The sequence below is a fragment of the Serratia sp. CY83965 genome (assembly GCF_052166375.1).
In the GTDB taxonomy this organism is placed as follows: domain Bacteria; phylum Pseudomonadota; class Gammaproteobacteria; order Enterobacterales; family Enterobacteriaceae; genus Serratia; species Serratia marcescens.
Map to the genome: position 1 here is coordinate 153,351 of NZ_JBJNOV010000001.1, position 12,976 is coordinate 166,326.

At 60.4% G+C, this 12,976-nt stretch carries 14 protein-coding genes; 6 read left to right on the forward strand and 8 right to left on the reverse strand.

Features of this window, described 5'->3' with window-relative positions:
* Positions 1-27: 27 nt before the first annotated feature.
* The 4 genes from ribH to pgpA are packed head-to-tail and all read left to right on the forward strand — an operon-like array spanning position 28 to position 2,466.
* Positions 28-498, forward strand: a complete 471-nt coding sequence (gene ribH, locus ACJ8PL_RS00805) for a 6,7-dimethyl-8-ribityllumazine synthase (RefSeq protein ID WP_004940385.1) — start codon at positions 28-30, stop codon at positions 496-498.
* 20 nt (positions 499-518) lie between these two features.
* Positions 519-935 carry a transcription antitermination factor NusB gene (gene nusB, locus ACJ8PL_RS00810; RefSeq protein WP_004940384.1) on the forward strand — a complete coding sequence of 139 codons (417 nt, stop codon included), beginning with the start codon at positions 519-521 and terminating at the stop codon, positions 933-935.
* A 51-nt stretch (positions 936-986) separates the two neighbouring features.
* Positions 987-1,979: a thiamine-phosphate kinase gene (thiL, locus tag ACJ8PL_RS00815; protein ID WP_016928872.1), complete on the forward strand. Its 993-nt coding sequence runs from the start codon at positions 987-989 to the stop codon at positions 1,977-1,979.
* Complete coding sequence (pgpA, locus tag ACJ8PL_RS00820) at positions 1,972-2,466, forward strand: phosphatidylglycerophosphatase A (protein ID WP_016928871.1); 495 nt, start codon at positions 1,972-1,974, stop codon at positions 2,464-2,466. Before thiL ends, pgpA begins: the two co-directional genes overlap by 8 nt.
* A 33-nt stretch (positions 2,467-2,499) precedes the next feature.
* Here pgpA and ACJ8PL_RS00825 read toward each other — a convergent pair whose 3' ends face one another.
* The 4 genes from ACJ8PL_RS00825 to xseB all read right to left on the reverse strand — a co-directional run bounded on the left by ACJ8PL_RS00825 (position 2,500) and on the right by xseB (position 6,670).
* Positions 2,500-3,474, reverse strand: coding sequence for an aldo/keto reductase (locus ACJ8PL_RS00825; protein ID WP_016928870.1), 975 nt, complete (start codon positions 3,472-3,474; stop codon positions 2,500-2,502).
* Positions 3,475-3,580: 106 nt separating this feature from the next.
* Positions 3,581-5,446, reverse strand: a complete 1,866-nt coding sequence (gene dxs / locus ACJ8PL_RS00830; protein WP_028128213.1) for a 1-deoxy-D-xylulose-5-phosphate synthase — start codon at positions 5,444-5,446, stop codon at positions 3,581-3,583.
* A 34-nt stretch (positions 5,447-5,480) separates the two neighbouring features.
* Complete coding sequence (ispA, locus tag ACJ8PL_RS00835; RefSeq protein ID WP_016928868.1) at positions 5,481-6,401, reverse strand: (2E,6E)-farnesyl diphosphate synthase; 921 nt, start codon at positions 6,399-6,401, stop codon at positions 5,481-5,483.
* A gap of 5 nt (positions 6,402-6,406) precedes the next feature.
* Positions 6,407-6,670 carry an exodeoxyribonuclease VII small subunit gene (gene xseB, locus ACJ8PL_RS00840; RefSeq protein ID WP_015376838.1) on the reverse strand — a complete coding sequence of 88 codons (264 nt, stop codon included), beginning with the start codon at positions 6,668-6,670 and terminating at the stop codon, positions 6,407-6,409.
* Positions 6,671-6,830: 160 nt separating this feature from the next.
* On the opposite strand from xseB, the gene thiI reads away from it, so the two are divergent.
* Positions 6,831-8,279, forward strand: coding sequence for a tRNA uracil 4-sulfurtransferase ThiI (gene thiI / locus ACJ8PL_RS00845; RefSeq protein WP_274850626.1), 1,449 nt, complete (start codon positions 6,831-6,833; stop codon positions 8,277-8,279).
* A 65-nt stretch (positions 8,280-8,344) separates the two neighbouring features.
* On the opposite strand, the gene yajL is transcribed toward thiI, so the two are convergent.
* Both yajL and panE read right to left on the reverse strand, forming a co-directional pair.
* The gene (yajL, locus tag ACJ8PL_RS00850; RefSeq protein WP_033641150.1) at positions 8,345-8,935 is read right to left on the reverse strand and encodes a protein deglycase YajL; all 591 of its coding nucleotides are present in this window, start codon (positions 8,933-8,935) and stop codon (positions 8,345-8,347) included.
* A complete protein-coding gene (panE, locus tag ACJ8PL_RS00855) occupies positions 8,898-9,809 on the reverse strand; it encodes a 2-dehydropantoate 2-reductase (RefSeq protein WP_079449607.1) in 912 nt (303 codons plus the stop codon). Before panE ends, yajL begins: the two co-directional genes overlap by 38 nt.
* 182 nt (positions 9,810-9,991) lie before the next feature.
* On the opposite strand from panE, the gene ACJ8PL_RS00860 reads away from it, so the two are divergent.
* Entirely contained in the window at positions 9,992-10,483 is a 492-nt protein-coding gene (locus ACJ8PL_RS00860; RefSeq protein ID WP_004940373.1) for a YajQ family cyclic di-GMP-binding protein, read from the forward strand.
* A 34-nt stretch (positions 10,484-10,517) separates the two neighbouring features.
* Here ACJ8PL_RS00860 and ACJ8PL_RS00865 read toward each other — a convergent pair whose 3' ends face one another.
* Together ACJ8PL_RS00865 and cyoE are read right to left on the reverse strand one after the other, a co-directional pair.
* Positions 10,518-11,882, reverse strand: a complete 1,365-nt coding sequence (locus tag ACJ8PL_RS00865) for an MFS transporter (RefSeq protein WP_028128216.1) — start codon at positions 11,880-11,882, stop codon at positions 10,518-10,520.
* Between the two features lie 198 nt (positions 11,883-12,080).
* Positions 12,081-12,971, reverse strand: a complete 891-nt coding sequence (gene cyoE / locus ACJ8PL_RS00870) for a heme o synthase (RefSeq protein WP_015376842.1) — start codon at positions 12,969-12,971, stop codon at positions 12,081-12,083.
* Positions 12,972-12,976: the final 5 nt, after the last annotated feature.

Consider the following 12,976-nt stretch of genomic DNA (forward strand, 5'->3'; position numbering starts at 1 on the left):
TATTGAACCCATTTTTAAGGAAAGCCCATGAAAGTTATCGAAGGTGTTGTTGCTACTCCAAATGCCCGTGTGGCGATCGCAATTGCACGTTTTAACAATTTCATCAACGACAGCCTGCTGGAAGGCGCCATCGACGCGCTGAAACGCATTGGTCAGGTTGCTGACGACAACATCACCGTTGTCTGGGTCCCGGGCGCTTACGAGCTGCCGCTGACGGCGAGCGTATTGGCCAAAACCGGCAAATACGACGCGGTTATCGCGCTGGGCACCGTTATCCGCGGGGGCACCGCGCACTTCGAATATGTGGCGGGCGAAGCCAGCTCCGGCATCGGCAACGTTGCGATGAATGCCGAAATCCCGGTTGCCTTTGGCGTGCTGACCACCGAAAGCATCGAACAGGCGATCGAACGCGCCGGCACTAAAGCGGGCAACAAGGGCGCTGAAGCCGCGTTGACCGCACTTGAAATGATTAATGTTATCAAAGCTATTAAAGCCTGAATTTAGTTAAGGGGAATTCCGTGAAACCTGCTGCTCGTCGCCGCGCTCGTGAGTGCGCTGTTCAAGCGCTTTACTCTTGGCAGTTGTCTAAAAACGACCTTGCCGATGTTGAACACCAGTTCCTGACGGAGCAGGATGTCAAAGATGTTGACGTCGCCTATTTTCGCGAGTTGCTGTCCGGCGCGGCAGTGAATGCAGGTATGCTGGACGAACTGATGGCGCCATACCTGTCGCGTCAGCTCGAAGAGCTGGGCCAGGTGGAGCGCGCGGTGCTGCGCGTCGCGCTGTTTGAACTGAAGATGCGCGAGGATGTCCCTTACAAAGTGGCGATCAACGAAGCGATCGAGCTGGCGAAAACCTTCGGCGCGGAAGACAGCCACAAGTTTGTGAACGGGGTGCTGGATAAAGTGGCGCCAACCCTTCGCAAGAAAAAGTAAAACATTAAGGCCGGCATTCCCGGCCTTAATTTCTTCTCGTGGAATATCGATATGGCATGCGGCGAATTTGACCTCATTGCCCGCTATTTTGACCGGTTTAAGCGCGTGCGCCGGGATGTACAGTTGGGCATTGGAGATGACTGCGCACTGCTGGCAGTGCCGGAAAAACAGCTGGTGGCCGTCAGTACCGATACGTTGGTGGCGGGCGTGCACTTCTTGCCGGATATCGATCCGGCCGATCTCGGTTATAAAGCGCTGGCGGTCAATCTGAGCGATCTGGCGGCGATGGGCGCCGATCCGGCGTGGCTCTCGCTGGCCCTGACCCTGCCGGAGGTGAACGAACCCTGGCTGAAGGCCTTCAGCGACAGCCTGTTTGATCAGCTCAACTATTACGGCATGCAGCTGATCGGCGGCGATACCACGCGCGGCCCGCTGAGCATGACGTTGACCATTCAGGGTTTGATCCCGGCCGGCCGGGCGTTGACCCGCAGCGGCGCGCGCATCGGCGACTGGATCTACGTGACCGGCACGCTGGGCGACAGCGCCGCCGGTCTGGCGATCCTGCAGGATCGCCTGGCGGTGCCGGATGCGGCGGCGCGCGATTACCTGCTCGCTCGCCATCTGCGGCCGCAGCCGCGGGTGCTGCAGGGGCAGGCGCTGCGGGATCTGGCCAGCTCGGCGATCGACATCTCCGACGGCCTGATTTCCGATCTGAAACACATCCTGAAGGCCAGCGACTGCGGGGCACGCATCGTGCTGGACGAGCTGCCGATGTCGCAGGCGCTGAGCAGCCACACCGACGCCGAGCAGGCGCTGCGCTGGGCGCTGGCGGGCGGCGAAGATTACGAGCTGTGCTTCACCGTGCCGGAGATCAACCGCGGCGCGCTGGAAGTGGCGCTGAGCCACCTCGGCGCCGACTACACCTGCATCGGCCAAATTGGTCCGCTGTCTGAAGGCATCCGCTATTATCGCGACGACGAAGCGGTAGAGCTGGACTGGGCCGGGTTCGATCATTTCAATGCGGAGCCGGGCACCCATGGATGAAGCCAAACGTCGGCTGCGGATGAGCAATCCGTGGCACCTGCTGGCCACCGGTTTTGGCAGCGGTTTGTCGCCGGTGATGCCGGGCACCATGGGATCGCTGGCGGCGATCCCGTTCTGGCTGCTGCTGATCCAGCTGCCGTGGCAGCTCTACTCGTTGGCGGTGATGTTCAGCATCTGTATCGGCGTCTATATTTGCCACCGCACGGCAAAAGACATGAAGGTGCACGATCACGGCAGTATCGTCTGGGATGAGTTCGTCGGCATGTGGATCACGCTGATGGCGCTGCCGATCAACGACTGGCGCTGGGTCGCCGCCGGTTTCGTCATCTTCCGCATTCTGGATATGTGGAAGCCGTGGCCGATCCGCTGGTTCGACCGCAACGTGCATGGTGGCATGGGCATCATGGTCGACGATATCATCGCCGGCGTGCTGTCCGCCGGCATCATCTACCTGATTGGCCACCACTGGCCTATCGGGCTGTTCTGACAGGCGGGCGCGCTTCTTCGCGCCCGCTTCTCTTTATTCAAACCCTGTCACCCGGTGCGGCACGTAGGCCGTCTCCAGTTCCGCCACCTCTTGTGGCGACAAACTCAAATCGACCGCGGCGATGGCGTCATCCAACTGCTCGCTGCGTGAAGCACCGACGATCGGCGCGCTGACCGTCGGTTTGTTCAGCAGCCAGGCCAGCGCGATCTGCGCGCGTGAAACGCCACGTTCGTCGGCGAGGCTGGCGACGCGCTCGGCGATGATGGCGTCGATGCCTTCAGTGTCCTCGTACAGGCTCTTGCCGAACTGGTCGGAGACCAGCCGCGCGGTGGTTTCGCCCCAGGGGCGGGTCAGGCGGCCGCGCGCCAGCGGGCTCCACGGCAGCACGGCGATGCCTTCGGCGGCGCACAGCGGGTGCATCTCGCGTTCTTCTTCGCGCTGGATCAGGTTGTATTGATCCTGCATGCTGACAAAGCGCGTCCAGCCGTGCAGATCGGCGGTATACAGCGCTTTGGCGAACTGCCAGGCGTACATCGAGGAGGCGCCGATGTATCGCGCTTTACCGGCTTTCACCACGTCGTGCAGCGCTTCCAGCGTTTCTTCCAGCGGCGTTTCGTAATCCCAGCGATGGATCTGCAGCAAATCGACATAGTCGGTGCCCAGGCGCCGCAGGCTGTCGTCGATGGACTGCATGATCTTGGCGCGCGACAAACCGCGCTCCAGGTTGCTCAGCGGGAAATAGACCTTGGTGGCGATCACCACGTCCTCGCGGCGCGCATAGTCGCGCAGCGCCCGACCGAGGATCTCCTCGCTGCTGCCGTCGGAATAGCTGTTGGCGGTGTCGAAAAAGTTGATGCCGGCTTCCAGCGCCTGTTTCAGCAGCGGGCGGCTGCTCTCTTCCGGCAACGTCCAGGCGTGATTGCCGCGATTCGGTTCGCCGTAGGTCATGCAACCCAGGCAGATGCGCGAAACGTTCAGATCGGTGTTGCCCAGTTTCAGGTACTTCATGTTTGCCTCCCATTCACAGCTCAGACAGTAACTGTAGCGCGGATCCCGGAGGGCGGAAACGAAAACGCCTCCGAGAGCGGAGGCGTTTTTTCAGGCGCGGGGGTGATTACTGCGCCAGCCAGGTTTCGATTTGGCGCTGAATGCCGGCGGCGTCCAGCCCCAGATCGGCGCGCAGCTCTTCCTGGCTGCCCTGCGAGACGAAGCTGTCAGGCAGGCCGAGGTTCAGCACCGGCACCGGCCGGCGTTTGGCCATCAGCAGTTCGTTGACGCCGCTGCCGGCGCCGCCCATGATGGCGTTTTCTTCCAGCGTCACCAGCGTTTCATGGCTGGCGGCCAGTTCGAGCACCAACTGCTCGTCCAGCGGCTTGACGAAGCGCATGTCGACCAGCGTGGCGTTGAGCGCTTCCGCCGCTTGCGCGGCCTCCGGCAGCAGAGTGCCGAAGTTGAGAATGGCGATCTTTTCCCCCTGGCGGCGCACCACGCCTTTGCCGATCGGCAGCATGTTGAGCGGCTCCAGCGCCGCGCCGGTGCCGGTGCCGCGCGGATAGCGCACGGCGCTCGGGCCGGCATTGTAGTGATAGCCGGTATACAGCATCTGGCGGCATTCGTTTTCGTCGCTCGGCGTCATGATCACCATGGTCGGGATGCAGCGCATGAACGACAGATCGAACGCACCCTGGTGAGTCTGACCATCGGCGCCGACGATGCCGCCGCGATCGATGGCGAACATCACCGGCAGGTTTTGGATCGCCACGTCGTGGATCAGTTGGTCGTAGGCGCGTTGCAGGAAGGTGGAATAGATCGCCACCACCGGCTTGTAGCCGCCGATCGCCAGCCCGGCGGCGAAGGTGACCGCGTGCTGCTCGGCGATCGCCACATCAAAATATTGCTGCGGGTAGTCGCGGGAGAACTGCACCATGCCGGAGCCTTCGCGCATCGCCGGCGTGATCGCCATCAGCGAGCTGTCTTTGGCGGCGGTTTCACACAGCCAGTCGCCGAAGATTTTCGAATAGGTCGGCAGACCGCCGGCGCTTTTCGGCAGCGTGCCGCTGGCGGGATCGAACTTCGGCACCGCGTGGAAGCTGATCGGATCCTTTTCCGCCGGCGCGTAGCCACGGCCTTTCTTGGTCATGATGTGCAACAGCTGCGGGCCTTTCAGATCGCGCATGTTTTTCAACGTGGCGACCAGCCCCTGCACGTCGTGCCCGTCTACCGGGCCGATGTAGTTGAAGCCCAGCTCTTCGAACAGCGTGCCCGGCACCACCATGCCTTTCAGGTGCTCTTCGGTGCGTTTCACCAGCTCCTTGATCGGCGGCACGCCGGCCAGCACTTTCTTGCCGCCTTCGCGCAGGGTGGAGTAAAGCTTGCCGGACAGCAGCTGCGCCAGATGGTTGTTCAGCGCGCCGACGTTTTCCGAGATCGACATCTCGTTGTCGTTCAGCACCACCAGCATGTCCGGATTGATGTCGCCGGCGTGGTTCATCGCTTCAAACGCCATGCCGGCGGTGATGGCGCCATCGCCGATCACGCACACCGTGCGGCGGCCTTTGCCTTCACGCTCCGCCGCCACCGCCATGCCGAGGCCGGCGCTGATCGAGGTTGACGAATGGCCGACCGACAGCACGTCGTATTCGCTTTCGGCGCGCCATGGGAAGGGGTGCAAGCCGTTCTTTTGCCGGATAGTGGCGATCCGGTCGCGGCGACCGGTCAGAATTTTGTGCGGGTAGGCCTGGTGGCCGACGTCCCACACCAGATGATCGAACGGCGTGTTGTAGACGAAATGCAACGCCACCGTCAGTTCGACGGTACCCAGCCCGGAGGCAAAGTGGCCGCTGGAGCGGCTGACGCTGTTCAGCAGATATTGCCGCAGCTCATCGCACAGCTTCGGCAAGCTCTCTTTGGGCAGTGAGCGGAGTTCCTCGGGGTTTTCCGCTAGCGCCAGGGTTGGGTATTTGGCTATATCAAGACTCATTCGATACTCATATCAGAGGAGTTAACGTCACACGTTAATTGTCGCGTTCAATAATGAAGCTGGCTAACGCTCGCAATGGCGCTGTGTTGTAAGATTGCGCTGCCAAAGTGTCTAATGCAGCTAATGCTTCCTGATAGAGATCCCACGCTTTTGCTTTCGCGCTGTCAAGCCCGAGCAACGCCGGGTAGGTACTCTTTCCGTGTTGTTGGTCCGCTCCCTGGCGTTTGCCGATCTTTTCAGTCTCGCCGACAACGTCCAAAATGTCATCCTGCACCTGGAACGCCAGGCCAACCGCGGCGGCATATCGATCCAGCTGCGGCAGCGCCGCTCGCCCGGCTTCGCCGGCGCTCAGCGCGCCCAGGCGCACCGCCGCGCGGATCAGCGCGCCGGTTTTGTGGCGGTGGATCTGTTCCAGCGCCTGCAGATCGACGTGCTTGCCTTCAGCTTCCAGATCCAGCGATTGGCCGCCGCACATGCCGGCTACGCCGCTGGCGGTCGCCAGTTCGGAAACCATCGCCAGCCGATCGCGCAGCGCCACGTCAGGCATCTCGGCATCGGCCAGGATCGAAAACGCCAGCGTTTGCAGCGCATCGCCGGCCAGGATCGCGTTGGCTTCACCGAATTTAATGTGGCAGGTCGGCTGGCCGCGGCGCAGATCGTCGTCGTCCATCGCCGGCAGATCGTCATGGATCAGCGAGTAGGCGTGAATGCATTCCACCGCCGCCGCCGGCGCGTCCAGGTTGGCCAGCGACACGCCGAACATCTGGCCGGTGGTGTACACCAGGAACGGGCGCAGGCGCTTGCCGCCCAGCAAGGCGCCATGACGCATCGCTGCCACCATGTTGCCGTCGTTGAACGGCAGCGGGGCGATGAAGTCCAGCAGCGCGCGATCGGCGCGCTGGCGGAAAATCTGCAGTTGATCGGCAAAAGCGGCCGATGGGGCGATCTCAGACATGTCGGTTACTCGGCATCCGGTGTGAAAGGCGCCAGCGCCGCATCGTCGGCGCTGTCGTTAAGAAGTATCTGCACACGCTGTTCCGCCTGTTGCAGTTTCTGCTGGCCTTGGCGCGCCAGCTGCACGCCGCGTTCGAATTCGTTCAGCGCGTCTTCCAGCGGCAGTTCGCCCGACTCCAGACGCGTCACGATGCTTTCCAGCTCGCCGAGGGCGCTTTCAAAGCTGGCTGTTTGCTCTGTACTGGCTGATTGTGCTGGTTTTTTCGGCATAATTTTCTTTTTACGTCATCATGTGAACCGTGGCGCCAGAGCCTATCCTAGCGGATCTTGATTAGCAAATCATGGCGCTCATGTGTGGTTTTGTGCGCAGAGCGCGGCGATATGGTGATATACTCCGCGCCGTAATTCTTATCTGACAACAAAGACCGCCATGAAGTTTATCATTAAATTGTTCCCGGAAATCACCATCAAGAGCCAATCTGTGCGCTTGCGCTTTATCAAGATTCTCTCGACCAATATTCGCAACGTCCTGAAGCAGTATGATGAAACGCTGGCGGTCGTCCGTCACTGGGATCATATCGAAGTTCGCGCCAAAGATGAAAACCAGCGGCCGATCATCGCCGACGCGCTGACGCGCATTCCCGGCATCCACCATATTCTGGAAGTGGAAGATCGCGCTTATACCGACATCCACCACATCTTCGAGCAGACGTTGGAAGCCTACCGCGCCCAGCTGGAAGGCAAAACCTTCTGCGTGCGCGTCAAGCGCCGCGGCAAGCAGGCGTTCAATTCGCAGGACGTGGAGCGTTACGTCGGCGGCGGCCTGAACCAGCATATCGAGAGCGCGCGCGTTAATCTTACCCGCCCGCAGGTCACGGTAAATCTGGAGATTGAAGACGACAAGCTGATGCTGGTCAAACGCCGCCTCGAAGGCATCGGCGGTTACCCGGTCGGCACCCAGGAAGACGTGATGTCGCTGATTTCCGGCGGTTTCGATTCGGGCGTGTCCAGCTACATGCTGATGCGTCGCGGCTGCCGCGTGCACTTCTGCTTCTTCAATCTGGGCGGCGCCGCGCACGAGATCGGCGTGAAGCAGGTGGCGCACTACCTGTGGAACCGCTTCGCCAGCTCGCACAAGGTGCGCTTCGTCGCCATTGACTTCGAGCCGGTGGTGGGCGAGATCCTGGAGAAGGTCGACGATGGCCAGATGGGCGTGGTGCTCAAGCGCATGATGGTGCGCGCCGCTTCGCAAGTGGCCGAACGCTATGGCGTGCAGGCGCTGGTGACCGGCGAAGCGTTGGGGCAGGTCTCCAGCCAGACGCTGACCAACCTGCGCCTGATCGATAACGCGTCCGACACCCTGATCCTGCGTCCGCTGATCTCGCACGATAAAGAGCACATCATCAAACTGGCGCGTGAAATCGGCACCGAAGACTTCGCCAAAACCATGCCGGAATACTGCGGCGTGATTTCGAAGAGCCCGACGGTAAAAGCCGTCAAGGCCAAGATCGAAGAGGAAGAGAGCCACTTCGATTTCAGCATTCTCGATCGGGTGGTGAGCGAGGCGAAGAACGTTGATATTCGCTCCATCGCCGAGCAGGCGCAGGAGCAGGTGACCGAGGTAGAAACCGTTGCGGCCTTCGGCGCCGATGAGGTGATCCTGGATATCCGCTCCAACGACGAGCAGGAAGAGAAGCCGCTGCAGCTGGAACAGGTTGAAGTGAAAGCGTTGCCGTTCTACAAGCTGAGCACCCAATTCGGCGATCTGGACCAAAGCAAAACCTACCTGCTGTACTGCGAGCGCGGCGTGATGAGCCGTCTGCAGGTGTTGTACCTGCTGGAGCAGGGCTTCAGCAACGTGAAGGTTTATCGCCCGTAACGCGCGGAGCGCCATAAACGAGAAGGGCTGAACCGATGTTCAGCCCTTTTTTATCGGCAAGCCGCTCAGTCGCGGAAATCGTACATTCCCGGGATCAGCACCAGCTGCGCGGCGATCTCCGCCGCTTTGGCCTTGCCGAGCAGCAAGTCTATCAGCTTCAGCGCGAACTCCATCGCGGTGCCCGGCCCCTGGCTGGTGAGCAGGTTGACGCGCGCGTCGTACACCACGCGGCGCTCCATCCATTTTTCCGCCGGTATCTGGTCTTTCAGGCCCGGGAAGCCGGTCATGTTGCCGACCGGGAACAGATCGTGGTGCTGCAGCACCAGCGCCGGCGCCGCACAGATGGCGGCGACGATATTCCCCTGCAGGTGCATCTGCCGCACTTTTTCCACCAGCAACGGGCTGTCGCGGAAGCATTCTGCGCCTTTCAGGCCGCCGGGCAGCACGATGGCGTCGAAAGGCTCATCGACGATCGCCACCAGCGGCGCATCGGCCAGCAGTTTGACGCCGCGTGAACAGACGATAGTCAGCTCGCCGTCGCCGGCGACGCTGGCGGTAGTGACTTTTACGCCCGCCCGCACCAGCAGATCGATGGTGGTGACGGCTTCGGTTTCTTCGCTACCAGGTGCCAGGCAAACCAGCGCCGATACGCTCATATTCATTTTCCTTTCGTTTAATCAATTCAAACAGCCGCGCATTCTCCGGCAGCGTGAGGCCGTGGCTGCGCGCGCGGCGCAGCAGGTAGCCGGTGATGTAGTCGATCTCGGTGTGTCGCTGGCTGCGGATATCCTGCAGCATCGACGAAACGTTGTCGGCGGTGCTGTGGATCACGTCCATCACATATTGCATCAGGCCTTCGCAGGAGGTGTGGTAGCCCTCCATCGCCATCACGCTGGCGACTTCACGACACAGCGCTTCGATTTGCTCCGGGTAGCGCTGCAGATCGCCGTTGCGACAGCCGTACAGCGCCGTCAGCGGGTTGATCACGCAGTTGACCGCCAGCTTGCGCCAGTTGGCCGAGGCGATATTGTTGTGCCAGGCAACGTCAGGCAAAGCCTGATGCAGCACTTCCGCCAGGTGGCTGAGGTGCTGGGCGGCCGGCGAGGTTGGGCCGATGTGGGTGATGCCGGTGGCGACGTGGATAATGGTGCTGCCTTCGTGGCGCGCGGCGTGGGTGGTGGTGCCCTGCAGGATGGGCTGGCCGTTTGGCGGCAGTTCCTCCTGGGTGCCCATGCCGTTATGCAACAGCAAAATGGCGCACTGAGGGTTCAGCTTCGGCAGCAGCGCGCTGACCGCACTGGACACCTGCCAGGCTTTCAGCGTCACCAGCAGCAACTCGCTCTGCGCGAGGTGCTCAGGATCGTTGGTGGGCAAATTGCGATTAAACGAGACGCCTTCCGGCTCGATCACGTTCACGGCGCAAAAAGGCTGCGGCACTCTTAGCCATCCCTGTACATCGTGGCCCTGCTGATACAGCCGGGAGAGCCACAGTTGTCCGAGCGCGCCGCAACCAAGAATGGTTATTTTCATTCAGTCTCCTTGGAAACACGGGAATACCGCTCAATTACCGTGATTTAACTATAGGCTTTATGGCAGCCTGAAGCGCTATCCCTGCGTGCGTTCAGCAGATTTTGTCTGAGGCGGCAAAGCGGTTATCATGCTCGGCATCAAAATCGCCTAAGCTATTAGGCACTCATTCAGGAGGAAGAAGTATGCCATCTTTCGACATCGTTTCCGAAATTGATATGCAGGAAGTGCGTAACGCCGTTGAGAACGCCACCCGCGATCTCGGCACCCGCTGGGATTTTCGCAACGTGCCGGCCAGCTTTGAGCTAAACGAGAAAAACCAAAGCATTAAGGTTGCCACCGAGTCTGATTTTCAGGTGCAGCAGCTGCTCGACATTCTGCGCGAAAAGCTGAGCAAGCGCAGCATCGACGGCGCCGCGCTGGAGATCCCGGAAGAGTTTACCCACAGCGGTAAAACCTACAGCGTGGAAGCCAAGCTGAAGCAGGGGATTGAAACCTCTGTAGCGAAGAAAATCGTCAAGCTGATCAAAGACAGCAAGCTGAAGGTGCAGGCGCAGATCCAGGGCGAAGAAGTGCGGGTGACCGGCAAATCACGCGACGACTTGCAGAGCGTGATGGCGCTGGTGCGCGGCGGCGATCTGGGGCAGCCGTTCCAGTTCAAGAACTTCCGCGATTAATCTCTACGGGGCCGGCATTGCCGGCCCCGTTTCTTTACAGCGAATTGACCAGCGCTTCCAACTGACCGCGATTGGTCTGCTTGGTGTCCACCTTGACGTAGGCGCTGCGCTCTTCCGGCACCACGATCGCCTCGGCCACGCCGGGCTGCGCCTTCAGGCGGCTTTCCAGCGCCGAATCCTTCACCGCCAGTTCCGACAGCGTAATGCGCAGGCTGCTGACATACGGCGGCTCTTTCATGGTGCTGCTGACCAGGAACCAGACGGCGGCTAACACGGCACCAGCGATAAACACCAAGCCTGCCCCCTGCAAACCGTACAGCCAGCCGCCGAGGCTGCCGCCGATCGCCACGCCGATAAACTGGCTGGTGGAGTAGACCCCCATCGCGGTGCCTTTGTAGCCGGCCGGTGACTCTTTGCTGATCAGCGAAGGCAGAATGGCTTCCATCACGTTGAAGGCCATAAAGAACAGCTGTACGCCGGCGATGATGCCCCACAGGTGCGCGCCGGAGAGCCACAGCAGCACTTCGGCGCAAAACAGCACCGCCACGCAGCCCATAAACACCTGCTTCATGCGGCGATACTTTTCGGCATAGATGATGAACGGCACTACGGCGGCGAACGACACCAGCATGGTCACCAGGTAGACGATCCAGTGTTCGCTGGCCGCCAGCCCGGCTTTCTCCATCGCCAGCGGCAGCGCCACGAAGCTCGACATCAGCAGGATATGCAGGCACATGATGCCGAAGTTGAGCTTCAGCAGGCGCGAGTTGCTCAGCACTTTGCGGAAGCTGCCGCGCACGATGCTGGACTCGCGGTTCAACAGATGGGTATCGGCGGAAGGCACTACTGCCAAAGTGATGACGATGCCGGCCAGCGCCAGCACGGCGATCATCCAGAACAACGCATGTAAGCCAAAGGCATGAGTGATGATAGGGCCCAGAACCATGGCGATGGCGAAGGTGATACCGAAGCTGACGCCGATGAACGCCATCGCTTTGGTGCGGTTCTGCTCGCGGGTCAGATCGGAGAGCAGCGCCATTACCGCGGCGGCGATCGCGCCGGAGCCTTGCAACGCGCGGCCGAGGATCACGCCCCAGATAGAGTCAGTGACCGCGGCGATCACGCTGCCGAGGGCAAAAATCAGCAGGCCGCCGACGATCAGCGGTTTGCGGCCGATGCGATCGGACACCAGGCCGAACGGGATCTGAAACACCGCCTGCGCCAGGCCGTAGATGCCGATGGCGATGCCGATCAGCGCTTCGCTGGCGCCGTTGAGCGCCATGCCGTAGGTGGTCAGCACCGGCAATACCATAAACATGCCGAGCATGCGCAGGGAGAATACGGTGCCCAATCCCCAGGTAGCGCGGCGCTCCTGCGGGGTCATTGAATTATCGTTCACATCAAACCTCGGTAAAAACCATGCCATCAGACGTTGAGACAGCGCCTGATGGCATGATTTCTGTAAAGCTGCGTCATTTTAGTGTGCGGGGCAGGGGGGGTAAATCGAATGTTGTTTAACAGATATTACAGTTTGGCCGCTTTTCGGCGTGACAAATAAAATGGGCCGCAAAAGCGGCCCATTCACAGATGATTTGGCTTACCAAACGTAGGTCACCAGCGCTTCAGGCGCCGCCGTGGCGCTGAAGTCGATCGACATCATCACGCTCAGCGAGGTGATGGCGACGATGGAGAACACGAACAGTTTACGCGCCCAGACGCTGTCGTTTTCGGTCTTGTAACCGCGCAGCGCCATGCCCAGCCACCATACGCTCACCGCCGCAGCGACGATCAGGTACTTGTAGCCGGCATAACCTACCAGGGTCAGCATCAGCGTGGCGATCATAAATGCCAGGATGTAGACCGTGATGTGGTTCTTGGCGACGGAAATGCCTTTCACCACCGGCAGCACCGGAATGTTGGCCGCCTGGTAATCTTTAAAGCGGAAGATAGCGATCGCATAAGAATGCGGCATCTGCCACAGGCTAAAGATAGCCAGCAGGATCAACGCGCCGGCGTCGAACTCGTTGGTCACCGCGCAGTAGCCGATAACCGGCGGCGCGGCGCCCGACAGGCTGCCGATCAGCGTGCCGTAGACCGAATGGCGTTTCATGTACAGGCTGTAAACGCCGACATAAACCACGAAGCCCATCACCGCCAGCCACATGGCCAGCGGGTTGGCCGCGATATACAGCAACGCGAAGCCCGCAATACCCAACACGGTCGCATAAACCAGGGTGACACTCGGCGCGATCAGGCCTTTTACCAGCACCCGATTCTTCGTTCTCTCCATTTTCTTGTCGATGTCGCGGTCGATGTAGTTGTTAAACACACAGCCCGACGCGACCACCAACGAGACACCCACCAGGGTGGCGAGAAACAGGGGATAGTCGATGCTCCCTTTGGAAGCGAGCAGGAATCCCCCAACGACAGAAATTAAATTGCCGAAAATAATTCCTGGTTTAGTGACTTGCAGGTATTGCTTAATCATCACGT